28 protein-coding genes and 1 tRNA gene are annotated in these 23,689 nt (G+C 60.8%); 11 read left to right on the top strand and 18 right to left on the bottom strand.

What is annotated here, in order from left to right; genetic code table 11:
* Positions 1–1,415: 1,415 nt before the first annotated feature.
* Together CKW40_RS20510 and CKW40_RS20505 are read right to left on the bottom strand one after the other, a co-directional pair.
* Complete coding sequence (locus tag CKW40_RS20510) at positions 1,416–1,829, bottom strand: hypothetical protein (RefSeq protein WP_143748345.1); 414 nt, start codon at positions 1,827–1,829, stop codon at positions 1,416–1,418.
* 44 nt (positions 1,830–1,873) lie between these two features.
* Complete coding sequence (locus tag CKW40_RS20505; protein ID WP_143748344.1) at positions 1,874–2,230, bottom strand: hypothetical protein; 357 nt, start codon at positions 2,228–2,230, stop codon at positions 1,874–1,876.
* Between the two features lie 100 nt (positions 2,231–2,330).
* Here CKW40_RS20505 and CKW40_RS43860 point away from each other — a divergent pair, with 100 nt between their 5' ends.
* From CKW40_RS43860 to CKW40_RS20490, 4 genes are read left to right on the top strand one after another with little or no spacing between them, the layout of a single operon-like run.
* Entirely contained in the window at positions 2,331–2,495 is a 165-nt protein-coding gene (locus tag CKW40_RS43860) for a type II toxin-antitoxin system antitoxin (RefSeq protein ID WP_179298040.1), read from the top strand.
* Positions 2,492–3,019: a DUF3102 domain-containing protein gene (locus CKW40_RS20500; RefSeq protein WP_095201655.1), complete on the top strand. Its 528-nt coding sequence runs from the start codon at positions 2,492–2,494 to the stop codon at positions 3,017–3,019. Before CKW40_RS43860 ends, CKW40_RS20500 begins: the two co-directional genes overlap by 4 nt.
* 59 nt (positions 3,020–3,078) lie before the next feature.
* Positions 3,079–3,405: a hypothetical protein gene (locus tag CKW40_RS20495; RefSeq protein ID WP_143748343.1), complete on the top strand. Its 327-nt coding sequence runs from the start codon at positions 3,079–3,081 to the stop codon at positions 3,403–3,405.
* A gap of 11 nt (positions 3,406–3,416) precedes the next feature.
* The gene (locus CKW40_RS20490; protein ID WP_095201653.1) at positions 3,417–3,602 is read left to right on the top strand and encodes a hypothetical protein; all 186 of its coding nucleotides are present in this window, start codon (positions 3,417–3,419) and stop codon (positions 3,600–3,602) included.
* A 224-nt stretch (positions 3,603–3,826) separates the two neighbouring features.
* On the opposite strand, the gene CKW40_RS20485 is transcribed toward CKW40_RS20490, so the two are convergent.
* Positions 3,827–4,048 (bottom strand): DUF768 domain-containing protein, encoded by a 222-nt coding sequence (locus CKW40_RS20485; protein ID WP_095201652.1) that lies wholly within the window; start codon positions 4,046–4,048, stop codon positions 3,827–3,829.
* 300 nt (positions 4,049–4,348) lie between these two features.
* On the opposite strand from CKW40_RS20485, the gene CKW40_RS20480 reads away from it, so the two are divergent.
* Complete coding sequence (locus CKW40_RS20480) at positions 4,349–4,570, top strand: hypothetical protein (RefSeq protein ID WP_143748342.1); 222 nt, start codon at positions 4,349–4,351, stop codon at positions 4,568–4,570.
* 41 nt (positions 4,571–4,611) lie between these two features.
* Here CKW40_RS20480 and CKW40_RS20475 read toward each other — a convergent pair whose 3' ends face one another.
* The 11 genes from CKW40_RS20475 to CKW40_RS20425 all read right to left on the bottom strand — a co-directional run bounded on the left by CKW40_RS20475 (position 4,612) and on the right by CKW40_RS20425 (position 13,875).
* Positions 4,612–7,518 (bottom strand): hypothetical protein, encoded by a 2,907-nt coding sequence (locus CKW40_RS20475; protein ID WP_179298039.1) that lies wholly within the window; start codon positions 7,516–7,518, stop codon positions 4,612–4,614.
* A gap of 315 nt (positions 7,519–7,833) precedes the next feature.
* The gene (locus CKW40_RS20470; protein ID WP_095201649.1) at positions 7,834–8,058 is read right to left on the bottom strand and encodes a hypothetical protein; all 225 of its coding nucleotides are present in this window, start codon (positions 8,056–8,058) and stop codon (positions 7,834–7,836) included.
* An 11-nt stretch (positions 8,059–8,069) separates the two neighbouring features.
* Positions 8,070–8,426 carry a phage upper tail fiber protein gene (locus CKW40_RS20465; protein ID WP_095201648.1) on the bottom strand — a complete coding sequence of 119 codons (357 nt, stop codon included), beginning with the start codon at positions 8,424–8,426 and terminating at the stop codon, positions 8,070–8,072.
* A gap of 11 nt (positions 8,427–8,437) precedes the next feature.
* Positions 8,438–9,193, bottom strand: a complete 756-nt coding sequence (locus CKW40_RS20460) for a hypothetical protein (protein WP_095201647.1) — start codon at positions 9,191–9,193, stop codon at positions 8,438–8,440.
* Between the two features lie 13 nt (positions 9,194–9,206).
* Positions 9,207–9,503 (bottom strand): hypothetical protein, encoded by a 297-nt coding sequence (locus CKW40_RS20455; RefSeq protein WP_095201646.1) that lies wholly within the window; start codon positions 9,501–9,503, stop codon positions 9,207–9,209.
* 12 nt (positions 9,504–9,515) lie between these two features.
* Positions 9,516–11,015 carry a terminase large subunit domain-containing protein gene (locus tag CKW40_RS20450; protein ID WP_143748340.1) on the bottom strand — a complete coding sequence of 500 codons (1,500 nt, stop codon included), beginning with the start codon at positions 11,013–11,015 and terminating at the stop codon, positions 9,516–9,518.
* Entirely contained in the window at positions 11,012–11,407 is a 396-nt protein-coding gene (locus tag CKW40_RS20445) for a hypothetical protein (RefSeq protein WP_244571229.1), read from the bottom strand. The genes CKW40_RS20450 and CKW40_RS20445 overlap by 4 nt, the downstream gene beginning before the upstream one ends.
* 325 nt (positions 11,408–11,732) lie before the next feature.
* On the bottom strand, positions 11,733–13,010 hold the full coding sequence (locus CKW40_RS20440) for a virulence-associated E family protein (protein WP_095201644.1): 1,278 nt from the start codon (positions 13,008–13,010) through the stop codon (positions 11,733–11,735).
* A complete protein-coding gene (locus CKW40_RS20435) occupies positions 13,007–13,186 on the bottom strand; it encodes a hypothetical protein (protein WP_095201643.1) in 180 nt (59 codons plus the stop codon). Before CKW40_RS20435 ends, CKW40_RS20440 begins: the two co-directional genes overlap by 4 nt.
* Positions 13,183–13,476, bottom strand: a complete 294-nt coding sequence (locus CKW40_RS20430; RefSeq protein WP_143748339.1) for a hypothetical protein — start codon at positions 13,474–13,476, stop codon at positions 13,183–13,185. Before CKW40_RS20430 ends, CKW40_RS20435 begins: the two co-directional genes overlap by 4 nt.
* Before the next feature lie 195 nt (positions 13,477–13,671).
* A complete protein-coding gene (locus CKW40_RS20425; RefSeq protein WP_095201641.1) occupies positions 13,672–13,875 on the bottom strand; it encodes a helix-turn-helix domain-containing protein in 204 nt (67 codons plus the stop codon).
* Between the two features lie 352 nt (positions 13,876–14,227).
* On the opposite strand from CKW40_RS20425, the gene CKW40_RS20420 reads away from it, so the two are divergent.
* Positions 14,228–15,493, top strand: a complete 1,266-nt coding sequence (locus CKW40_RS20420) for a tyrosine-type recombinase/integrase (protein ID WP_095201640.1) — start codon at positions 14,228–14,230, stop codon at positions 15,491–15,493.
* 68 nt (positions 15,494–15,561) lie between these two features.
* Here CKW40_RS20420 and CKW40_RS20415 read toward each other — a convergent pair.
* Together CKW40_RS20415 and CKW40_RS20410 are read right to left on the bottom strand one after the other, a co-directional pair.
* Positions 15,562–15,635, bottom strand: a tRNA-Gln gene (locus tag CKW40_RS20415).
* A 179-nt stretch (positions 15,636–15,814) separates the two neighbouring features.
* Positions 15,815–16,747, bottom strand: coding sequence for a lysylphosphatidylglycerol synthase domain-containing protein (locus CKW40_RS20410; protein ID WP_095201639.1), 933 nt, complete (start codon positions 16,745–16,747; stop codon positions 15,815–15,817).
* 354 nt (positions 16,748–17,101) lie between these two features.
* On the opposite strand from CKW40_RS20410, the gene CKW40_RS20405 reads away from it, so the two are divergent.
* The gene (locus CKW40_RS20405) at positions 17,102–18,520 is read left to right on the top strand and encodes a Ppx/GppA phosphatase family protein (protein WP_439330999.1); all 1,419 of its coding nucleotides are present in this window, start codon (positions 17,102–17,104) and stop codon (positions 18,518–18,520) included.
* Positions 18,520–19,233 carry an RlmE family RNA methyltransferase gene (locus tag CKW40_RS20400; RefSeq protein WP_095201638.1) on the top strand — a complete coding sequence of 238 codons (714 nt, stop codon included), beginning with the start codon at positions 18,520–18,522 and terminating at the stop codon, positions 19,231–19,233. The genes CKW40_RS20405 and CKW40_RS20400 overlap by 1 nt, the downstream gene beginning before the upstream one ends.
* Before the next feature lie 175 nt (positions 19,234–19,408).
* On the opposite strand, the gene CKW40_RS20395 is transcribed toward CKW40_RS20400, so the two are convergent.
* A complete protein-coding gene (locus CKW40_RS20395) occupies positions 19,409–20,830 on the bottom strand; it encodes an MFS transporter (RefSeq protein WP_095201637.1) in 1,422 nt (473 codons plus the stop codon).
* 115 nt (positions 20,831–20,945) lie between these two features.
* Positions 20,946–21,095, bottom strand: a complete 150-nt coding sequence (locus CKW40_RS43855; protein ID WP_179298038.1) for a hypothetical protein — start codon at positions 21,093–21,095, stop codon at positions 20,946–20,948.
* A 39-nt stretch (positions 21,096–21,134) separates the two neighbouring features.
* Between CKW40_RS43855 and guaB the strand changes: the two genes are divergently transcribed.
* From guaB to CKW40_RS20380, 3 genes are read left to right on the top strand one after another with little or no spacing between them, the layout of a single operon-like run.
* Complete coding sequence (gene guaB / locus CKW40_RS20390) at positions 21,135–22,637, top strand: IMP dehydrogenase (RefSeq protein WP_095201636.1); 1,503 nt, start codon at positions 21,135–21,137, stop codon at positions 22,635–22,637.
* Complete coding sequence (locus CKW40_RS20385; RefSeq protein WP_095201635.1) at positions 22,588–23,214, top strand: hypothetical protein; 627 nt, start codon at positions 22,588–22,590, stop codon at positions 23,212–23,214. The genes guaB and CKW40_RS20385 overlap by 50 nt, the downstream gene beginning before the upstream one ends.
* A 28-nt stretch (positions 23,215–23,242) precedes the next feature.
* Entirely contained in the window at positions 23,243–23,662 is a 420-nt protein-coding gene (locus CKW40_RS20380) for an MAPEG family protein (RefSeq protein WP_095201634.1), read from the top strand.
* The last annotated feature ends 27 nt before the right edge of the window (positions 23,663–23,689 follow it).

Genomic DNA, 23,689 nt, shown 5'->3' with positions numbered 1-23,689 from the left:
GGCCTTTTTTGCACGCTTATGTCATAGCGCAGCATTGCGTCGAGGATTGTGCGGTAGAGGCTGTCCACTTCTTCGTCGATCTCGTGCCGCTTGATGCCGGCCGCCTTGGCGTCTGCGTGTCGGCGCTGGCGGTTGCCGCACGTGGTCTGGAAGCGTGCCGTTTGTGCTGGCTTAAGCTGGCATAGCTATTGTTATGGCATTATATTAAGATGAGCTAATAAAGGGGGCGACGAACTTCGTGAGACATTCCGAAACCGTCAGTTTTTAAAGCAGGGGCATGGCCGATAACAGACCGTATGCCCCAGCAGTAGAAATCAGCCAATCCTTAGGCGAGTGGGTTGTTAGGATCGTAACAACGGACGGCAACAGCTATTCCAGAGCCTTCGAACGTGAGCCAGATGCCGTGGCTTTCGCTGAAGGTCAGAGTTTGCGCCTGGGATTGCAGCCGCCGACGCCCGACTAGTCGTGCGGAACTGGTATCTCGCCTTAGGCCTTTTTCCTCCTGGACTGGCCAGGAGTCAGGAAGCCATCCCTTATCAGGTCCAACGCGTCGAGCGCGTCCTCATCCAATAAGTTTGTCAAGGGCACTCCACCCACGCGCACAACCTTGTCGTTGTCTATGTCGTAGACCTCCCAGAGCCCATCCATGACTCTTCGGATTGCGTGCCGTCGCTCCATAAGGGCTTTCTAATAAACGAGTCACCGAAGCTCCAGCAAGAAAACTCGATCCAAAGAGTTAACGGTGGAAAACCATGATCGCTTGGCGACAAGGTTGAACCGAAGCCCGCCCCAGACGGTTTTGCCTCCGTCCGAGGCGGGCCGCGGAAGCTGAATGGAGGCAGCCTCCTGCCTTGGCCCACGGGGATTAAAACCAAGGCAGGTTCCAAACTTCACCCGGCAAAGAATGTTCCGGCCGGGGGGCCACAGATTCGGGGTTTGGATCTAGAGTCGGCCCATGGACACGATCTTCGACGATCTTGCCAAAGCCGTCAGAGCGCCCCGTACAGACGCCTGGACCCCTGTCCGCGCCCTTACACTGGACATTGGCGGCGGCTGAAAAGCTCTGCTTGGAGCTTGACGCGACACAAACGCCTGAAGGCGAGGCTTAGATATCGCAAGTGGTTGAAATTGCTTGGCTGGGGAACCTGGATTCGAACCAGGACTAACGGAGTCAGAGTCCGTGGGTTTTCGCGGCACTATAGCGACTTTAACGAAGCAAAATCAATTGGTTAAATGCCAGTCACGGGCAGGGCATGGCCGCCTCATGTTGCAACTGGCTACCATTGATTTACAATGGCTTTCACTGGCTTACGGCAACTCCACGCGACATGCTCGCGACATGAAAAAGCCCGCCACCGTGAGGCAGCGGGCCAATTGTCGGCTTAGGCTTAGAAAGTGGGACAGACTGTCCCACTTTACACCAGCACTTCCTGAGACTTGAGGTCATCGCCCCACATGACGGTTTCGGGATCGTGTTCGGCCTCAAAGTCAGCGTCGGCTTCGCGCTCATGATCGCCGCGCGCGCCATCTGCCCAGTGCAACTGTGATGTACGGTTGGGAGCGCCGAGGGTAGGTTCCTCGGTGCCGTCGTCCTCATCGTCGGCGTTGTCCAACTCGCGGTCGTCGTAAGGGCTTCCCCTGCCGTCATGGAAGGCAGCCACAGTCTGAGGGCCACGCTCGCACCAGCCGAGCGAAGGCTCGTCATCGGCCGTGTCCTCTAGGTCGCAATCGACTTCCATCAGGTCCAGCGCGGTGATCAGCGACATGGCGCTGTCCAGAAGCTCGTTGAGGCGTTTCTCGACAGACTGGCGCCATTGACGTGGATCCATGCCCTTTGGCATCCCCAAGGGCTTCAAAGTCCTCACGTGCGTGTTCATAGCACCACCTCTTCGCGCGCCCGGCGGCGAATGTAGGCAAGGATCGTCGGCGAGTCGGCGCCGCTCGCCTGCATCGCCCTCACGTGGTCGGCTATCTGGCCGAAACGCGTGAGGATGAACTCTTGCTGTTCGGGCGGAAGGCTCTCCAAGAGGGCCTGGAGGCGGCGTCTTCTGGCCTCGCGGCTTTCTTTGACTGGAGCGATCAGAGTCAGCGCCGGCACGACGGAAGCCGCCAAGGCGGCAGGAACGATCCCGACAAGCAGGGTGCGGCGGGAAAACCGCCCGGTGATGAAGTGCATTCCCTCGGCAGCGGGCATAGCTTCGCCGGCCGCCGGAAACGTGAGTTTCGGCATTTGGATTTCTCCTAGCATTGTGTTACAACGTTAGCAGGTGTAAATCATTAGCCGTTAGCGGTCAACTATCGTCTGCTAACAATTGCAAACAGGAAGCGAAATGGCCCGTACCGCCGCACTCGGATTGAGAATCGAACCCATTGTGAAGGAAGCACTGGAACGCGCCGCAAAAGATGATCGGCGCACCGTCGCTGCCTATGTCGAGATGCTGATCGTGGCGGAACTTGAGGCCAAGGGCTATCTTCCGAAGGGAGCCGCCGAATGAACACGGGATCAAACATCGCCGTTGCGATCAATGCCGCGCACGACGCCGTTGAAAGGTCGAAACGAGAGGCGATCGGCCACGCTCTCGAATGCGGTCGGCTCCTGACGGAAGCCAAGGCCACCGTAGAGCATGGGCAGTGGGCAGCCTGGGTCGCTGAGCAATGCGCCTTCTCGACGCGAACAGCGCAGCTCTATATGAAGGCTGCGGCATACGTGGGCGACGATACGGCAAAAGCGCAACGCGTTGCGGATTTGAACTTGCGCGATCTGGCCGCGTTCATTGCCGAACGCCCGGTCGCCGAGAAGCTACTGGACCTCGGCATCGAAGACGCGGACGAGTTTTCGGATGAGGACCAGACTGCCCTCCTTACGATGCTGACGTGGTGGAAGAAGGCTAAGCCTGCATGGCGGAAACAATGGCGCCTGGAATTGGCGAGACTTGCGAAGGAACAAGGTGTTCCTGAAAGTCAGGTGACCTTCCCGGAGAATGGCGGCGGTGCTGGTGTGAGGCTTCGGAAAAGCTGATCTTGCAGAAGAACCGACTTTGATTGATGCTACACGCAAGTCTTGGGAGGGACTTGGGAATGAATATTTTTAGGGTCGCCGCATTCGTCGCGGGCACGCTTTCACTGGTATCGCCTACAAAGGCGGACATTTTGACGGAAAACTGTACCGCAATTGGCGAACTTGCTCGGAACATAATGCAGAAGCGTCAGACCGGGACAGATATGTCCGAAATGATGGCCGTGGTCGATAAATTCGATAAAGACCCCAACCTCAAGGACTTGGCTAGGCAGATGGTTATTTTGGCCTATCAGATGCCATTGTTCAGCGTCGAAGAAAACAAGCAGCAGACGATTTCCGAGTTCGCTAACAACATTCAGGTACGTTGTTACTCCAATTCTCATTGAAGGTTCTTCGCATGGATATGACGGACGAACAGGGAAAGGCGGCCCAACGGGTTGTCAAATTGGCGATGGAATTGTCGATCGCCTGGGACGCCGCAATAGATTTGGGTGTTCCTATGGTGATTCAGGTGGACGAGATCCCGGTTGGCAGTTCCGGGCAAACTATCAGACAGGTCTTGGCTAGGTTGCTAGTTCAATAGAGTTGGCAATGTAAGCGTGATGATACCGCCAACGCAGTGAAGGCCTCTTAGGCAGGCAGGGAAGCCGCTACAGCGCGCTTGCCTTGAAGATGGCAGCGAACTTGCTCCTAGGCTTCGAAATCGGCCTGGGAATCGTGGCAGAACGCCGTCAGCTTCATCTTGCCGTCGATGAGCGTTTGAACCGTCCAGCCTTTTCCCATGTCGTCGGTATAGAGCAAGCGGCCTCAGTCCGCCAAGCCGGCATCATGGTGCACAATCGCGTCAAGGATCGCCTCGTAGACGCTGCCGGTGTCTTCCTCGATCGCCGTGCTGCTGATGCCGATTGCCTTTGCATCGGCAAACAGCTTCTGGGTCAGTTCGGCAACCGATATGACATCGGCGCCGACCGTTTCGGGAACGTTCGCCGAAATCCATCTGTACAAGAAATCTGTACCGCGCTTGCTCATCCGAACCAACGGAACGTAAGGCTAACCATCGCCACCGCGATCAGAATCGAGATTGGCACTGCGGCGAGCAGGGCGGCTTCTAAAACTCGTGTTTCTTTATCCCTGAACATTAGGCGTGCCTCATGCAAGCTTCGTCTAAGCTAACAAGTTGCAAGCCCCTCATTCGGTTCCGCCTGATGGCCCGCGCCCATTTGCAGCGGATGCGGGCCGACCAAGGTCATGCAATGCGGGTGCCTAAAGGGAACGGTTTCCAGCCTCGCGGGTTTCTATCTCTAGGTGGAACACGAAGGCGGCATCGTCATGCAACAGATCAACGACACCGAAAAGCTCGTTACGCCCTTCGATGAGAGGGAGCGGCAGGCCCTCATCCGCATTAAAGAAACTCAGGAACTCATTGAGCAGAACCGCCGGCTGACAAAGAATGTCCGCGAAGTCATTGCGCGCGCCGAAATGGCCGCCCCCCCTTGGCAGGTAAGGCTCGTCGCCAAGAGGCTTAGAACGGCCACGCCAGCGCCAGGATGATGGCGATCGATGCGACAAAGGCGAGCGCCAGCATCATCCTATCAACGGCCATTGACGGACCTCAAAGCGTCGCGGATGCCAAGCGCGGTCTGCCTGCGGATTTCAGCCTGGCTATCCTTGGAAGGCGGCGCGTTGCCATTCCAGTTGTGGGTCTGGTTGACGACGATCGGATGATTGTCGTTGCCGCTGCTGGAACTTGTCCCCGTCGATCCCGGCCGCACATCGGCGAACTGATCTGGACGCGCGATGATCACCTTCTCATTTGGGTTCTTGAAGAACTCGACCTTTTGCGTGTCGCCGGCATCGATCATGCCGCCGGTGACAAAGCCCTTCGCCTTGTTCGACGCGGCGAGCGCCTGGGCATAGACCTGCGCATATTGCGCCGTGCCTGGGGTCAGCCCGTTGAGCATCGAATTGTACGGGTCGCCGCCATGCAGTGCGGTCGGCGCAGATGGGCCGACTTTTGAATTTGACGGGATGCCGACCGACTTCATGCCGCCATAGACGAGGTTGTAGGCGATCTGCTGTGGTGTCGCCGCCAGGCCATTCGCCCCATAGCCAACAAGACCCATGCCGCCGATTGCCGAATAATTGGACATGGCGGAGGTCAAGACCTTGCTGTAGGCGGCTACCTGTTGTGCCGTATGGCCGCCGGCATTCAGCCCGTTGGAATCGTAGAGTTCGCCGCCGATTTTCGTCATGGTGCCCGAAGCGCCCGACGAACCGCCACTGCTTGCGGCCGATGCGCCCCTGGTATTGACTTCATCGAGCAGCTGCGCCGTCTTGCGCGTGTTGGCCTCGATGTTCATCATGACCGTCCACATGCGATCGGACTGCTGTGTCGGCTGGGTGCCGGTGAAGCCGGATTGCGGGCTGGCGAGCGACTGAGCAAGCGCAAGGGATTGGGCGTTGGGAATGACGGTGCCGTTGCCGGAGGGCACAACCAGTTCCGGACCTTGCTCGCCTACCCAATATGGAGTGTGTGCGCTTACCGGACCGCCGCCAGCACGGTAATAATCCGGGTAGAGGATATGGGCGTAGTCGGTCTTGCCGTTATAGATATCCTTCTTGTTCTGAGGCGTGAGTTGCGACCATTCGGCCGCCGTGGCGCCATTCGGGTTCTGCCATGGCCCTTCGCTGCTGAAGCGCGTGACGGTGACGCCACTGGTGCCGCCGAGGCTGGTGTCGACCATGCCGCCTGCGGTGCTTGGCACTTGGTATGAGGTCATCGACGGACCAGATGGCGAGCCTGGTGCGGCACCGTAGCGGGTGACGCCGATCCCGCCAGTGGTGCCGACATCGTAAATCGACTTCGTGCCCGTGCCGACTTGCTGCGTGACGACCGTGATGGTTACGGTACGGTTTTTGATAGCCTGAATTGCCGCGTTGAGCTGCTTGGCGGCGCCCGTGTCGGCGACGAGCTCCTGATTGGTCCGCACCAAAGAGTCGACGAAGTTATTGACCTTATCGACGGGGAATCCGTCCTTGATCAGGGTCTGTCGCACCATGTCGAGCCCCTGATACACGGCATTCACGGTGGCGTTACCCGTGGCCATTGCGGCAAAGAGCTTACGCACTGTGGCCGTGGCATCGGCAATCTCGCTGTTGGCGTCCTTGATGCCAGCAACATCGCCGAAGAAGGCTTGAATGTTGTCCTTGCCGCCCGCTGTAGCGAGCGCCTGCTTCAGCACGTCAACCTGAGTGGTTGTGGCGCGGAACTGCGATTCAAGCTGGACCATTCCGGCCAACTGATTTTGCCGGGCATTCTGCACCGCAGCGTCTACCTGCTGGAACAATCCGAGCGTGGTCTGTAGTTGGCCGTTTACCTGGCCGCCAAACTGACCCGCCAAAGAGCGCGTTACCCCGAACCCACCAGAGCCACCGGAATTCATCGTGCCGAACAGCTTGGCAATCGTAGCATCGGCGCTGCCTGCGCTGGCGGACACGTCCTTGAAGCCGGCAGAGATTTCGAAAAGCGTGTGCTGTGCCTTCTCATTGTTCTGGATGATGTTATTAATCCCCGTATCGGCGGAGATTGACCTTTCCAGATCCGCGGCTTTCTTCGCCGCATCCTCCAGCGACCTTGCGAAAGAGTGCGCCTCGGCGCTCAGCTTGGGATCAAGCTCAAGTTTGCCGATCTCGCTATAGAGAGCCTGGGCGCTGATCGTGCCGTCGTGCACCCTGCCTGAAAGGGCTTCGAACGCCTCGGAGCCGGCCTTGCCCGTCAGCGCGAACTCACCGCCAAGCGCATGCATGTCGATGCGGAGCGCGTCCAGATCCGCTGAAAGCGTCTTCCTCGCATCTGCTATCTGGTTTGCCGTATCGGCGGCTACGATGGACTTCGGTATCTGGTTTGCCTGTTCCTCATACTGCTTGGCCGCAATTGCCGCTTCTGGATAGGCCTTGGCGATTTCGTCGATCAGTTTCTTGTTGTTCTCAAGGACCGTGTTGACGTCCAGAATGCTCCCCTTCATGCCGCTGAAAGCCCTGATAGCCACCTCCGAACCGATGGAGATGGCCAGGAAGCCGAGCGTGAAGGGATTGAAGACAGCCGAGGCGAGACCGCCAAGGGCAGTGAGCCCGTTTCTGAGGGTCAGGACACCGGTGCCGGTGCTGACAAGGCGCTCGTTCAGCACGATCAGGCTGCCCGGAATTCTTGAGAAATTGCCGCGCGCAATTTCGGCGCCAAGCACTGAAAATTCCCTCGTGACGCCAGCGCCAAGGCCAGCCGTTCTAGTCTCGGCAACGCCAAGTTCCGCCATGCCAACGGCAGCGGCTTTGCTTGCTACCGCGACGGCCTCAGTTTCCGTCGCCAACCCGACCATTTGCGGCGTGATCTTCGACAAATTGCCGCCTGTGGCCTCCAATGCGGCGGCAAAATCCTTTGCTGCAATCGTGCCCGTTGCAAGCGCTGCCGCGCCACCGCCAGAGCCGCCTATGCTGGCCATCTCGGCGTTGACGAGCTTCGTTGCTGTGGCGACCTGTGTCAGAGCCGCCGTGGTGGCCGTGGTCGATGCGGCCACTTTGCTCAGCGCCAATCCAGCCCCGGCGCTGGAAGTCGTCAGCTTGGTCAGCAGCGCATTGGTTGCGTCAACACCGGCCGCGATCCTGGCCAATCCTTCAGATAGGCCGGCACCGTTCAGTTTCGCCGTGATTTCAGCGTCGAATTTCGTCGCAAGCTGCTGCGCCTGCGCAAGCTTCGCTTCGAAGGGTGCGATGTTGCCGCTGATCTGGATTGTGACGTTGCCGGCGGTTTCCATGGTTCATTCCCCTCCGACAGCAGCCGGCTTGGCCAGTTGTTCGCCGATCAGCTTAGCCAGATGCTTGCCGATGTTGACGATCTCGGCGGAGCCGGAAAGCTGCGCCAGGGCGATGTCGATGCCAGCCAGATCAGCGTAGGCAACTGAGAGGTCAGCCAGTACAGCTTGGTAACGCGCGGCGGCAGTGTCCCGTGCGGCTTTGACGTCTTCGAGTGTCACGGTTGACATGATTTGGCCTCCTAGCCGACGATTAAGTAAAGGGTTGCCGCGTCGGGCGGTGACAGCGCCTCATATTCCGCTTGGGATAGGTTCACGATGCGCTCGACGCCGGAGGTAACAGCCGGGAAATCGGCTGCGGCGACGGTGTAGCTCAGATGGTTGGCAGGGCTGCACCGCAGTAGATGCCTCGTCGGCACAGGAAACGGGCCAATTGTCGTGCTGGCAGTGAGCGCCACCTCTCCGAAAGAGGCTTCGCCCGGATTATTGCCGAGCCGCTCGATGCTGCCCGAGCCGGCACCGCCGGCCACCGTGATTGAAATTGCGCTATACGGCGGAAGGCTGATGACTTCGAGACCGGTCGCGGGAAGAGTCGACATTGCATTTCCTCCTAAACGGCTTCTCTGAGGAGTTGGTCGAACCGCTCGTTGAACGTCTTGTTATCGAAGACCGCTGGAGCTTCCGCCGCAGGAGCTTTTTCGACAGCAATTTCGCGCTCGACCGACGCGCTGGCTGCGTTCATCCAGCTGTTGAAGAGATGGTCCTGACCCTCGGGAAAACCGCCGGCAGTCTTCACGCTACCTACGGCCATTTCAATCGCGGCTTGCAGCAACTCCGTGGCCTCTTGGGCGCTCTCGATTGCTTGAAGCGCGGCGCCATGGGTTTTTTCGATGATGTCGCGCTGAAGATGGCCGCGCTGCTCATGGGTTAGGCCGGAAAGCTCGGGCGGACCCTCAAAAGCAGCAATGGCGAGGTCTTGATTGTTCTGGATTAGATCCAGGCGCTTGTCGCTACCGCGAAGAAAGGCCCGAATATCCTGGCGCAAGATCGCGCCAGCGATGTCGGCTTTGTCCGGCTTCGGCACAGCCATCCGAGCCTTGTCGTTCTTGATTCCGTTTGCTGCCTTTTCGGCCTCGAACTGCGCGCGACGAAGCTCAGGGACGACCTTTTCGGCCGCAATGGCACGCACCGCTTCGTTGAGCCCCTTCGGGCTCAAATTTCCAGGCCCGGCGAGCGTTGTACGGCTCTTCGGCACAGCTTCGATGAAAGACAGGGCCTTCGAAAAAGCGCCGCTCAACTTAGCGAGATCGGCGCGATCGTTCCATTCCGGCTTCCACCTGGCTTTCAGCTGATCAATTCTGTTCATTGTCATTCCCCTTTCAGGCTGCCGCGTCGGTCATGACGCTGGCGATCAGGGCGTCGCCGCGCGCGCGGGACTCGTCCTGCCAATTCGACCCGGCACCGGGTGCAAACTCGGCATGGCGAAGCGGCCACGGCCTGGAATCAGGATGTCCAAAAAATCCACGGACGGGCGTCGGGCCGACCGGAACATTCTGGTTTTCAAGCGCCCGGTCGTGACCGGCCAAATCGATGAACGCGGCTTCCAATTCGAGAAGCGCAGTGGCATATCGGCGGCCGGCTGCGGCGTGGGATTCCAGAAGTTCGGCAGGCGTCATTTTGAAGTTTCCTTATCGTTGAGATCTGGCGGCTTCAGCCAGGATGTTTTCGATCTGGTCGTATGGGCTTTGATGTCCCATCGGGACGCTATAGGCTGAGGGTCCGGCGCATCGACTGAACGAAACCGTGTATGGCGTCGGCGCCTTCTCTTCCTGGGCTGCAACTAGGTCCACTGCACCTGCCGCCGAGTTCGCCCAGTCATCATGATCGCCGTTTTGGTGATCGATCCTGGCGCCTTTGACGACAAGCGTGAGCAATTGCTCCTGCATCTTCGGCTCGTCGGGCAATTCGACTTCACCAGCGTTCAGGCGGGGCTCCAATGCCTCATAAAGCTGGGTCTTGGTCTTCCCACAGAGCTGGTATTCAATACCCTCATCTTCGAAATCCTGGCGGTAGGTAAGGCCAGCGTAGGCATCCCCGACGACCTTCTTGCCCCCATATTCCTTGATCACTCTGGCGAAGCGTTTGACTGCGGCGCGCGGATTGAAGGGTGGATTGCCGGCCTGCTTCATGACGAGATCAACCACGGCCCTTCCGTCGTCGTTGTGCGCGACGCCGAGTGTCGCGTCGTCCGCGCTCCCGCCTGACATATCTACAAAAAACCGGTAGGTGCGGCCCTCCTGCGGCTTCAGCACGTTCACGCCCTTCCGCACAGCGGCAAGGACGAGATCAGCATTCAGGAAGGCGCCATCGGGAGCCCCGGGCATGTTCAGGTGCAGACGGCGATACTTGTGGGTCGGCAAGCGCCGCTGTTGCTGGTCAAGATAGCCTTCGCCATCGGGCCACGATTTCATGCTCGGATTGGCACGTTCGCGCGGTGGCAACTCGGCGAAGTTTGGATCAGTGCAAAGCTCGCCGGAATACCATGAGAACAGCATGCGCGGATCGTCACCAGCCTTGCCGATCGCCTTCAAGTCAAACAGCGGAACTCCGGGGCTCGAATAAATCGTGTCATAGCTGGTGATCCATTGCAGCGCGTCTGCTCTGGTCGGGTCCGGCGCCAATGCTTCGAAGATATCCCAATTGCGATAACCATGGATCTCGTCATAGGCGTTCAGCGAGGCTGTCTTGCCGTGAGCACCAAGTGCATCACGGGCGGGCAGGATTCGAATCTCGCCCCGGCCGTCGCGCCTGTGTATGCCCTTTGCGAGCGAAATGACTTCCGGCCCCAGCGTGCCCGGGTTCGCATCAATTAGCTTCTTGGCGAGCTTCAGGTCATCGCCAGCCTGGTCTTCGTCATTGGCGAGAATATTGACGTCGTTGCCGTGCGGGCTGTCCCAGATCAAAAGCCGATAGAAGCTGGCCAACACCAGATCCGTGGTCTTGTTGTTTTTCTTGCCCCTGCCTGACAGCACAAGGTTGTAGAGCGGCGTTCCATCTGGTCGCAGGGTGTAGAGCGCCCGCGTCATGAACTCGCGTCGATAGTCTTCCATGGTGTCAAGAAGGGGCTTGCCGTCTATCCACCTAAGGCGGGCAAAGAAGTCCATCGGCGAAGGCGAAGTAGCGCTCACGATGCCGCACCCCGCATCTGGTCGCGAAGGCTCGGCGTGATGTCACGTTGCCGGCGCTGAAGACCTAGGGCTTCGAAGTGTCGGCGCATGGTGTTCGAGGCGCGGCTGTAGAGATCAAGGTCGGCGGCTTCGGCTTCACCCGCTGTGGCAAAGCGTAGCTCCAGGCGTTCCAACTCAACCTCAAGAGCGGTAGCGCGGCGGGCAATCGAACGCTCGGCTTCCGACACGGCACCCTCGCCGCCAAGGTCGGCAACGTGCTGGCCTAGCAAATCACGGAATCGGCGCGCCCAGATCGATCGGCCGTCAACGCCTGGTAGCAGCGTGCTACCGTTCGTGACGGCGGAGCGGCCATAGGCCTTGGTGTCTGCTATCTCTGCGGTATTTTCGGGCACGCAATTAACTCCAAATCAGTTAATTCGAAAATAACACCGACACGACATGATTGCAACACGGTGAAAATTATGGTTTGAAATCAACTATTTACAGAACGACTAGCGGATAAACAATCCGCTTGTCGGATCGTGCGTTTCGGGTGGCCCTGGACGGTTATATCGATCGTAACAAAAGGCGAGGGCGGGCACCGCTGTCTGTGGCGGTGTTTTCAGGCTGCAAACCACGGATAACCGGATGACCAAGGATGATTTTACATAGAAGACCTGACAGAGCCCCAAGTCCTCTATGTAAATATCGTCCGTGGTTGTCCGTCATCCGTGGTGCTCAAGCTCTTGGTGCTGGCCCCCATGGGACGTTGCCTTTCCAGTCCTTCGGTTGCCGCGCCCACCCGATTTGCTCCAGAACTGCGATGATACGGTTCTGGTCTGCGCGACCGATCCGGCTGGTTTCGAAATGCAGCGCCTCTTTGGCAATCTCGCCCACAAGCACCTTGCTACGGGTCGCGATGAAATCCCGAATGGTCTCTTCCCATGTATCGCCTTCGTAACGGGCCTCCTGCTCGGGTGCGATGTGCTTGGCCTCGAAGTCCTTGCTCGGCCACCAGGGCTCGTTGCGCCGGAACCGTGCCACGGCCTCGGCAAAGAGTTGGTCGCGATCGCGGGCTAGGGCGTCGACATCAATGCGACCTGTCTTGACGGGCCAGAACCGGCGGCCGCCTGTGGGATCGCGGAGATAGGCGCTCTGGTTGGTGGTGCCAACGAAAATGCACTGGCGCGGCTCCATGACTTCGGCGCGGCCATAGCTGGGCCTGTACCGTTCGGTGTCGCGGCTGATGAAGCTCTTGAGCATGGTAGCCTCGGCCTTGCCCATGGCGTGCATCTCGGCGACTTCGATCAACCATTTGCCACGCAGGTGTTGCGAGGCGTCCTTGCCGGCGCTGATGTCAGGGAGCGCATCAGAAAACCATTCGCCGCCAAGAATCCGGCAAGCCGACGATTTCATGGTCCCTTGCTTGCCCTCCAGAACCGGCAAGTGATCGGCCTTGCACCCCGGCTTGTAGATGCGTGCGACCATCGAGATCAGGAACATGCGCCCGATGGCGGCGGTGTAGGCCGAAGCGTCGGCGCCGAGGTAAGCGGGGAACAGAGAAGGAAGCCGTTCAGTCCCGTCCCACTCCAGACTATCAAGCCAGTCCCGTATCGGGTGGAACCGGCATTCATGGGCGCGATGCGTGACGGCCTGATATACGACGTCCCGGCTTAGCTGAGAGAGACCAGCGTGCTGCAGGCGATCCTGCACGATGCTGATATCCGAGTCGGAGATTGGCCGCGGTTGAAACGGCTCTTGATCGAGCGGGCGCTGAAGCACAGGCATGCACAACATCTCGTCGTAGGCGAAGGCGTCTGGCATCATTGCCCGAAGGCCGATCAGCGCGTTTGCCAGGATAGGAAATGGTGAGCCGTTGGGCCGCAATATGCAGTCGTCCAGCCATACAGGGCTTGCGCCACGTCGCGCGCGCTTCTGCCTGAGATCGGCGATCGGAACAATCTTGTTGCCACGCGGGATGGCCTTGCCGGCGAAAACTTCATCTATCTCGTTCATGTCGAGCGCCTCGTGATGACATCGAAGGCGGCACGGATGGCTTGCATCGCTTCGTCATCTGAAATCTTGAACTTTCGGACAAGCAGCGGGAGCAGTGGCCGACCGGCGGTCCACCAATGGGCCGTGGCCCATATCGCTGCGTCATCCACGGGATCTGGTAGGAGGTCGTCGCTCATCGCCGCGCCCTCCTGTCTCGATCGTCACGCCAGGCAATCGCCGCATCCGCGATATGCGACGGCACTTCCGGTGCCGGCGAGGGCACCGGCCGATATGGCCTTCCGTTGAACTCGGCGACGATGCCGGCGACGTAGCTGTAGGATCTCGCGGTCGGATCGTGCTCGTAGCCCGCGTCGTCAAAGTTAAGCACGGCGCGTTGCAGATGGTTGCGAGCCGCCGTCAGGTGTCCGACGGCTGCATCGACATACAAGTCCTCAATGCTGCTCGGGATATTGGGGCGAATGCTCATGACGCGCCCCCATAAACCAGACGAGCGGCGACCAGCGCCACGTAGGTCGACACGGGGAACCGCTGACGGATGCGGAGCGCTTGCCTACAGACAAGGGGTTCGTTATGGTCGCTGGTATCGAAAGCCGCCAAGCAATTCGACATCACCAGCGAGCCGCCCTTTACCGAGGGCGGCTTTGCTGCTTCAGGACACATCTTAAGCGGCCTCCCCAGGAAGGAGGGACGCAAAATATTGCCGAAGGGCACTCTTGCTTGTCACCCACTGAGATCCGACTTTTTGGGCCGGCAGGTGACCGCTTTCCAGGGCGTAGTAGGTTTGGCGCTGGTTCAGGTTCACGGCGCGCGCAATGGTGGGCGCGCCCCAGATGAGTTCCAGGTCAGAAAGATCGTTGCTCGTCACCGGGCAAGCTCCTAAAAAAATCGGCGCTCGCTTCAATGTTCCCGCAGGAATCAAAATGGCGGCGAGCGCGGGTTAATTTTCCGCGAGCTCTCCGCCATCCGGCAGTAACGGGCTACCAACACTCACCGCGCATCCGCGCCCCTCATTCGAGGGGTTTCCCCCTTTGTTCGCATTAACGCGTGAAGGGAAGGTGAGCTTCTCGCCCAAGAGAATACGTCAGGTCTGCCATAAAACAGCCAGCATTGCAAGGGGTCGCTATGGGTTTTCAACATTTACCATATCTTGACAAGCGGACTAATTGCGACATAATGCGACATGATTTCAGCCATTACCGGCTGCTACGGAGGGAACGATGTCAGTTCGCAAGCGCAAATGGACCACGGCCAAGGGCGTCGAGAAAGAGGCCTGGGTCGTCGACTATGCTGACGGCAATGGAACACGTAGGCTGAAGACCTTCGACAAGAAGAAGGATGCGGATGCCTGGGAGGCAAAGACAACCGTATCCATAGATGAGGGGACGCACGTCGCCGACCGCGCTACCGTCACCGTGAAGGAGGCCGGCGTCTACTGGCTTGAGGATGGCACGGCAGCCGGTCTTGAGCGCACGACGCTCGACCAACGCCGCCAACACCTGAACGAGCATATTCTCCCCTTCCTCGGCAATCTGCGCCTGTCGAAACTCAGCATTCCCGTGGTGCGCCAGTTTCAGGACCGGCTCCGGGCCGAGCCGCACGGCACCAAGAATCAACCTTGCAGCGCCGACATGATCAAGCGCGTCACGGTCAGCCTGGGTTCTCTGCTGGCCGATGCGCAGGAGCGGGGACTAGTTGCCCGCAACGTCGTGCATGACATGTCTAAGGGTGGCCGGAAGCGGAAAAAGAAGACTGACCGCAAGCCGAAGCTTAAGGCCGGGATAGATATTCCCGAGCCGTCTGAAATTCGCCTAATTCTCGAACACAGCAAGGGCTGGCACCGCCCGCTGATCATCACAGCCATCTTTACCGGGCTTCGCTCGTCCGAACTGCGCGGCTTGCGGTGGGCTGACGTGGATCTGAAAGCGGCAGAGCTTCATGTGCGGCAGCGGGCCGATCGCTACCACGCGAAGAAATACGTCGATGAGGGTTATGACCCCATTGGCCTGCCGAAATCGGAGGCTGGCGAAGACCGCACCATTCCCCTGGCGCCGATGGTCATCAACACCTTGCGGGAATGGAAGCTGAAATGCCCTAAGGGCAAGCTCGATCTGGTGTTCCCAAATGGTGAGGGCAATATCGAGTTTCACTCCAACATCGTGAAGCGCGGCTTGCAGCCGCCACAGTTCGCTGCCGGCCTCACGGTACCCGCGCTCGATAGGAACAGGAAGCCCAAGGTCGACAAAGAGGGCAAGCCGATCATGGCCGCGAAATATACCGGCCTTCACGCGCTTCGCCATTTCTATGCAAGCTGGTTGATCAACCCAAAAGAGAAGGGCGGGCAGGGGAAAGACATCAAGACAGTCCAGACACTCATGGGCCATTCGAGCATCGTGATGACTGCGGACACCTACGGCCATCTTTTCCCCGGCTCCCATAATCGGGACGAATTGGCGGCGGCCGAAAAGGCGCTGTTGGAAGCCTGAACGCGACACAAACGCGACATGGCGGCTTGTTCGGCGTGTCGAGAGTTGGCTAAGTGCTTGAAATTGTTTGGCTGGGGAACCTGGATTCGAACCAGGACTAACGGAGTCAGAGTCCGTGGGTCTACCGTTAACCTATTCCCCAGCAGGCGCGGTCATGGACCGCGCGGGCCGAACGGCTGAGCCGCTTGAGCGCTGCCTTGTAGCCGCCAGCGGAAAATAGTCAAGCCTGCTCTGCGGTTCAATCGTCAGGTTTTGTCAGCCGGTTTCAGGCGCCATGCTTCGCAGCGCTCCCAGGCGCGGACATGAAATCCTATCCGCGCCTCAGCTCTCCGTCCGGCTGAACTGCGAGCGTTCGAAGAACAGCACCACGCCGAGGCCCAGAATCAGCGGGATGATGAGATAAAACAGCCGGAACACCAGCAGCGCCGCCAGCACACCGACCGGGTCCATGTCCGAAAGCCCGGCCAGGAACACCACCTCGAACACGCCGAGCCCGCCCGGCGCATGCGAGAGCTGAGCGACCGAGAAGGAGACGAGGAAGACGCCGAGCACGACGAAATAGCCGGGATTGTGCATCTCGGGCAGGGCAAAGAAGATGATCGCCGCGGCGGCAATCAGTTCGATCGGGCCGATCAGCAATTGCCTGGCGACGATCGGTAGTGCCGGATAGTGCAGCTGAAAGCTGGCGATCTTCAGCGGGCGCAGATGCAGCGCGCTGCCGAAGATGTAGGCGCTGATGAGAATCAGCATGCCAAGGCCGGCGGCGATCGCCAGCCCGTGATGCGGGGCGCCTGAGAAGCGGTCGACGATTTGCGGCTCCAGCACCAGCACCAGACCGCCGGCCAGAAGACTGGACAGCACGAAGGTGATCCAGCAGATCGCCACCAGCACACCGACATCCTGGCCGGTCAGGCCCCTGGTGCCATAGGCGCGGTAGCGGATGACGGCACCGGAGAACACCGAGCCGCCGATATTGTGCGACAGTGCGTAGGTGGTAAAGGAGCACAGCGTCACGAACAGCCATGACACACGCTTACCGATGTGGAGCAGCGCGATGTGGTCGTAGCCGGCGAGCGCGGCATAGGCGATGACGGAACTCAGCGCCGCCAGCACCCAGCCGCGGGTTGGAATGGCGGCGAGCCCGTCCCAGACATCGTCGAGCGAAATGCCGCGCAGCTCGTGCCAGAGCAGCAGCAGCGAGAAGATCACCGCGGCTAAGCCGACCACCGGCCAGAAATAGCGTCTCCAGTTCATTGCCTGACTGCCATGCGTTGCGTGTCCGCTTCCTTTTCGCTTGATGGTGGGAGGCCGGCTGCCCGGTGACTTCCGTACATTTCAGAAATGCCTCATTGAAGCCGGCTATTCAACCGCGAACACTTGTCGCGCCGGCCGCCGGCAAGATCTGCCAGCAGCGAAAGCAGTGCAACGGCCAGCGATGAGGCATCGGCTTCGACGAGAGTTGTCCTCGCCAGCATTGCGCTACCAATCCAGCCTTGCGGCTACATTACGCGGCGGGGCGAAAAGGCGGTTCGCCACCAGCCGGCAAAATTCGGCGTGCGGCTCTTGGTGATCGGGCACGGCACTGTTAGTCTGGCGGCAACTTGAAACATGCCAAAGCGCCTGCTGCGTCCTTCATCGGTTCGCGCGGCGCCGGAAGGAACGACAGTGGAAGACCGCGACACCGGCGCAGGCGCGTCGGAGGTGGGCGCGTCCAGCGCTTCCCCAGGGCCATCGGGCCCGGGGACAGCCGGTTGGCAGCAACGCCGCCCGACGGAGCAGCGCTCCGCCGATGCGCAGGCGGGCGACGCTACCCATCACCAGAAGGGCAAGCCCAAAAAACGGCGCAAGCGAAGGCGCGGGCGCAAGGTTTTTGCGCGCGACGAAGCGCACCCGCAGGGCAGTCGATCGCCGACCCCGAGCCAGGCCGCTGCCCCGGCTTTGGAACCGAAGCAGCCAACGGCGCCGGCAATCTCGCCCGCCGCTCCAACGCCACGCCCCGAACAGGGCGCGCGCCGGTCGCCGGTGCACGAACTTCCGGTCTTTGCCGCACTCGACCTCGGCACCAACAATTGCCGGCTGCTGGTTGCCGTTCCCACACGGCATGGCCAGTTCCGCGTCATCGATGCATTTTCGCGCATCGTCAGGCTGGGTGAGGGGCTCACCGCCAATGGCCGGCTCGGCCAGCCGGCGATGGACCGCGCCGTCGAGGCGCTGAAGATCTGCGGCGACAAATTGCGCAGCCGCAAGATCAGGAAGGCCAGGCTGATCGCCACCGAAGCCTGCCGCTCGGCCGAGAACGGCGTCGAGTTCCTCGAACGCGTCGAGCGCGAGGCCGGCCTGAAGCTCGAGATCATCGACCGCCAGACCGAGGCGCGGCTGGCGGTTTCCGGCTGCGGCTCTCTGGTCGAGCGCGACACGCAAGGCGTCGTCCTGTTCGATATAGGCGGCGGCTCTTCCGAAATCGCGCTGATCGATCTTACCGGCCGCCGTTCGCCGCGCCTCGCCAACCACATCGTCTCGTGGACGTCGCTGCCGGTCGGCGTCGTCTCGCTGGCCGAGCGCTTTGGCGGCCGCACGGTAACGCGCGACATCTTCACCGCCATGGTCGATGACGTCGCCGGCCGGCTGGCCGCTTTCGATGGCCGCGACCGGCTGAGCCACCTCAAGGCCAGCCCGAATTTCCATCTGCTCGGCACGTCCGGCACGGTGACGACGCTCGCCGGCGTTCACCTCGATCTCGAACGTTACGACCGGCGTCGGGTCGACGGGCTGTGGATGGACCGCGACAGCGTCGACCGCATGGTGGAGAGGCTGGTCGGCTGGGATTTCCAGCAGCGCTGCGCCAACCCTTGCATCGGTGCGGACCGCGCCGATCTGGTGCTGGCTGGCTGCGCTATCCTCGAAGCGATCCGCGCGGTCTGGCCCTCGGAGCGGCTGCGTGTCGCCGACCGGGGCCTGCGCGAAGGCATATTGAGCGAGCTGATGGCCGATGACGGCGTCTGGCGCAACGATGGGCGTGGCCGTTAATGACCAAGAAACCGGAAAAACCAGGCTCGGCCAGCATTCGCGTCTTGAAGACGCGGATCAAGAAGAAGAGCGGCCTGAAGGAATCGTCGCGCCGCTGGCTGCAGCGCCACATCAACGATCCCTATGTCCAGCGGTCGAAGGCGGACGGTTACCGCTCGCGCGCGGCCTACAAGCTGATCGAGATCGACGACAAGCACCATCTGCTCAAACCCGGCATGAAGGTGATCGATTTAGGCGCTGCCCCCGGCGGCTGGTGCCAGGTCGCGGCCGCGCGCACGAAATCGACGGCGGACAATCCGCATGTCATCGGCATCGACTATCTGGAGATGGATGCGGTGCCTGGCGCGCCGGTGCTTTTGATGGATTTCCTGGACGCGGATGCGCCGCGCAAGCTGGCCGAAGCGCTGGGCGGGAATCCGGATGTCGTGTTGTCCGACATGGCGGCACCAACCACCGGCCATAAGCGGACCGACCACATCCGGACCATGCATCTGTGCGAGGTGGCAGCCGATTTCGCGCTGTCCGTCCTGAAGCCGGGCGGTCATTTCCTCGCCAAGACTTTCCAGGGCGGCGCCGAAAACGAGCTGCTCTCCATGCTCAAGAAGAATTTCCGCTCGGTGCATCACGTCAAGCCGCCGGCCTCGCGCGATGAATCGGTGGAGCTTTATCTGCTGGCAAAAGACTTCAAAGGGCGCGAAGCGGCCGGCGAGTAGCGCCTTCCCTTCTCCCCTTCTTGTGGGAGAAGGTGGAAGCGAGGTCGGATGAGGGGTGCTCCTGGGAACACCAACGTCTCACTTCGCTGGAACGCCCCTCAACCGTCTCGGCGCTGCGCGCCGATCCACCTTCTCCCACAACAAGGGGAGAAGGAAGAGGCGCCTAACCGCGCCTTCACTCCCCCGGCGACCTCGCCGGTTCCAGTGTCTTTGGCGTGGTCAGCCGGCCATGGCCGGAGACGGCATTGCCGGCATCGGGCGCCAGCCGCATGAACGACAGCGACGCCGCCGCCGATACCGCCGCCACGATGAAGAAGGCGATATGGAAATCGCCCAGCGTCAGCGGGCCGCCATGGATCGAGGTCGAGACTTCCAGAATGCCGCCGGCGAGCGCTACGCCGAGTGCGATCGACAATTGCTGGAACACTGCCGTGATCGGCGTTGCCTTGCTGGTGTCTTCGGCCGACACCTCGGCATAGGACAGCGCGTTGACACCGGTGAAGAACATCGAGCGGATGAAGCCGCCGACCAGCAATATGGCCAGCATCAGCACATAAGGCGTTTCAGGGGTGAAGAGGCCGTAGATTGCGATCGATGCGGCGGCGACCAGCGAGCCGACGATCAGCACGCGGCGGAAGCCGGCAACGCGGAAGATCAGCGCGGTGACGAATTTCATGCCGATGGCGCCGACCGCCGAGACGAAGGTGATCATGCCGGACTGGAACGGCGTCAGTCCGAAGCCGATCTGGAACATCAGCGGCAGCAGGAACGGCACCGCGCCGATGCCGATGCGAAACAGCGAGCCGCCAAGCACCGACGAGCGGAACACCTGGTTGCGGAACAGTTCGAGCGCCAGCAGCGGATCTTTGGTGCGGCGCGCATGCATCAGGTAGAGCGCGCCGGACAGCAGCCCGACGGCCACGGTGATGAACCCGGTCGCCGGCGGCAGATAGGGCAGGCTTACCACCGACAAGCCGAACACCACACCGGATGCCGCCACCCCGCTCAGCACGAAGCCGATGAAATCGAGCGGCGGCGTTTCCATCGATTCGGTTTCCGGCAGGAAGCGCGTGGCCAGCCAGATGCCGATCAGGCCGATCGGCACATTGATCAGGAAGATCCAGTGCCAGGTGAAGTAGGTGGTGATGAAGCCGCCGATCGGCGGGCCGACCAGCGGTCCGACCAATGCCGGAACGGTCAGCCACGACATGGCGGCGACCAGGTCACTCTTGGGCGTCGCCCGCACCAGCACCAGGCGCCCGACCGGCGTCATCATGGCGCCGCCAATGCCTTGCAGGAAGCGCGACACCACGAAGGCCGGCAGCGAACCGGAGAAGGCGCAGGCGACCGAGCCGACGATAAACACCGCGATCGCGGCGCGAAAAATGGTCTTGGCGCCGAAGCGGTCGGCCATCCAGCCGCTGATCGGAATGAAGATCGCCAGCGACACCAGATAGGCGGTCAGCGCCAGCTTTAGTGCGATCGGGCTGGTGTGGATGTCGACGGCGATCGCCGGCAGCGATGTCGCGATGACGGTCGAATCCATGTTTTCCATGAACAATGCGACCGCCAGGATCAGCGGAATGGTGCGATTCACGAGCGTGACCGTTTCAGATTTTCTTTCCGGCCCAATTCTCGTTCAGAAAAGGGGAATGAGCCGATATGTGGGGGCGGTTATCACGGCTGGCCACCGATGTCGTGTTAATTTGCTGTCACTTTTGTGCGACCGCAACCACGGGTGGCACAATCAAATGATCGAAGACGCTGTTGTGCAATGCAACGATCGGCTTTTCATCCGTGTCGCGACGTGTTACCAGCCAGCGCCAATCCTGAAAGGGAAGATGAGAGTCGGCGCTGTCCATCCTGGTCCAGCGCTTTTTCCGCATTCTAAAGGGCTGGCCATGGCAAAAATCATCGAAACGTCCACTGGCGCACTGGCGCTGACCTTTGACGACGTGCTTTTGCAGCCGGGTCATTCCGAGGTCATGCCTGGCGAAACCGATGTCCGCACCCGCATTGCCGGCGACATCGATCTCAACGTGCCGATCCTCTCCGCCGCGATGGACACCGTCACCGAGGCGCGTCTTGCCATCGCCATGGCCCAGGCCGGCGGCATCGGCGTCATCCACCGCAATTTCTCGCCGGCGGAACAGGCCGAGCAGGTGCGGCAGGTGAAGAAATTCGAATCCGGCATGGTGGTCAATCCGGTCACCATCGGTCCCGACGCCACGCTCGCCGACGCACTGTCGCTGATGCGCACCTACTCGATCTCGGGCATTCCGGTGGTCGAGAATGGCGGCACCGGCGGCCACAGAATAGGCCGGCTGGTGGGCATACTGACCAACCGCGACGTACGCTTTGCCTCCGACCCGGCGCAGAAGGTCTACGAGTTGATGACCCGTGAGAACCTGATCACGGTCAAGGAGAATGTCGACCAGGACGAGGCCAAGCGGCTTCTGCACCAGCACCGGATCGAAAAGCTCGTCGTCGTCGACAAACAAGGCAATTGCGTTGGCCTGATCACCGTCAAGGACATCGAGAAGTCGCAGTTGAACCCGCACGCCACCAAGGATGCGCAGGGTCGCCTGCGCGCGGCAGCCGCCACCAGCGTCGGCGACGACGGCTTCGAGCGCGCCGAGCGCTTGATCGATGCCGGCGTCGACCTTCTGGTCATCGACACCGCGCATGGTCACTCGCAGCGCGTGCTCGACGCGGTGACGCGGGCGAAAAAACTCTCCAACTCTGTCCGCATCCTGGCCGGCAATGTCGCCACCGCCGAAGGCACGCAGGCGCTGATCGACGCCGGCGCCGACGCCGTCAAGGTCGGCATCGGCCCGGGTTCCATCTGCACCACCCGCATCGTTGCCGGTGTCGGCGTGCCGCAGCTTTCGGCCATCATGTCGGCGGTCGAGACGGCGCACAAATCCGGCGTTTCGGTGATTGCCGATGGCGGCATCAAATATTCCGGCGATCTCGCCAAGGCGCTCGCCGCGGGCGCCAGCGCCGCCATGATCGGCTCGCTGCTGGCCGGTACCGACGAAAGCCCGGGCGAGGTCTATCTGCACCAGGGCCGCTCCTTCAAAGCCTATCGCGGCATGGGCTCGGTCGGCGCCATGGCGCGCGGCTCGGCCGATCGCTACTTCCAGGCCGAGGTGCGCGATACGCTCAAACTGGTGCCGGAAGGGATTGAAGGCCAGGTTCCGTACAAAGGACCTGTGTCTGGCGTGCTGCACCAGCTTGCAGGCGGGCTAAAAGCCGCTATGGGTTATGTCGGTGGCCGCGATCTTGCCGATTTCCGCGACCGCGCCACTTTTGTGCGCATATCCAACGCCGGACTTCGTGAAAGCCACGCCCATGACGTCACGATTACCCGCGAAAGCCCGAACTATCCCGGCGGAGCCTGAACAATACGGGCTCGGGCGGAGCCTGACCGCGACGATCCTGCGGCTGCCCCGTCACGCGGCCGCGCTGTGTTTCCTGTCGGCGGCCGTCTTCATCGCCATGACGGTGCTGGAATTCCTCTATTTCCGCCAGTTGAGCGGCGGCCTGCCGTCGCTCGACATGCGCTATTTCGGTTTTACGCCCGACGAAGGCATGGCCTGGCTGACGGCGCTCGGCCGGCGCGGCGGCGAGATCATTCTGGTCTGGCACTATCTGACCTTCGATCTCCTGTTTCCGGCGCTGCTGTCGCTGACCCTGGTCAGCCTGATCCTGGCCACCGGCCGGCGCCTGAAGACTTTCCGCACGCTGCCGGGGCAGGTGCAGTCGATCTTCGCGCTTGTTCTGGTGCTGCCCTACACGCTTGCCGATTATGCCCAGAATATCGCCGTGGCGCGGCTTCTGTCCGATTTCCTGTCAGCCAACCCGGATTCGCTGTCTTTGGCTTCGGCGCTGATCGTCACCAAATTCGCGCTTCTCGCCATCCCGCTGGTCGTCATCGCGATTCTTGCCCTGGCGGGCCAGAAGCCGCGCCACGGGTGATCGAGGTTTAGCAGGGCAGGGGGCAACCATGAACCAGACCGCGATCTTCTGGCCTGTTCTGGCGCAGGTTCTGCTGGTCTATATCGTTTACGTCGTGATGGGCCGGCGCCGGTTCGTCGCGGTGAAGTCCGGCGAGGCCAAGGTCGGCCAGTTCAAGACGCGTTCGACCGAGCCTGCATCGAGCGTCACCGTTGCCGCCAATCTCTGCAACCAGTTCGAACTGCCGGTGCTTTTCTATGTGCTGTGCCTGACGCTCCACGTCACCAACGGCGTCAACTATCTGACCTTGGCGCTGATGTGGATTTTCGTCGCCTCGCGCTATTTCCACGCCTGGGTGCACCTGACCAGCAACAATCTGCGATTGCGCAGCCGCTCTTTCTTCGCAGGCGCGGCGGTGCTGGCGCTGGCCTGGAGCTGGTTTGCGCTGCACCTGCTGGGAGCGGTTTGAGCAGAGCAGTTCTTCCTTCCCCCACAA

It is taken from the genome of Mesorhizobium carmichaelinearum (assembly GCF_900199455.1).
Taxonomy (GTDB): domain Bacteria; phylum Pseudomonadota; class Alphaproteobacteria; order Rhizobiales; family Rhizobiaceae; genus Mesorhizobium; species Mesorhizobium carmichaelinearum.
Note: the sequence above shows the minus strand (reverse complement) of the source record. Positions and strands in the feature narration are given on the sequence as shown.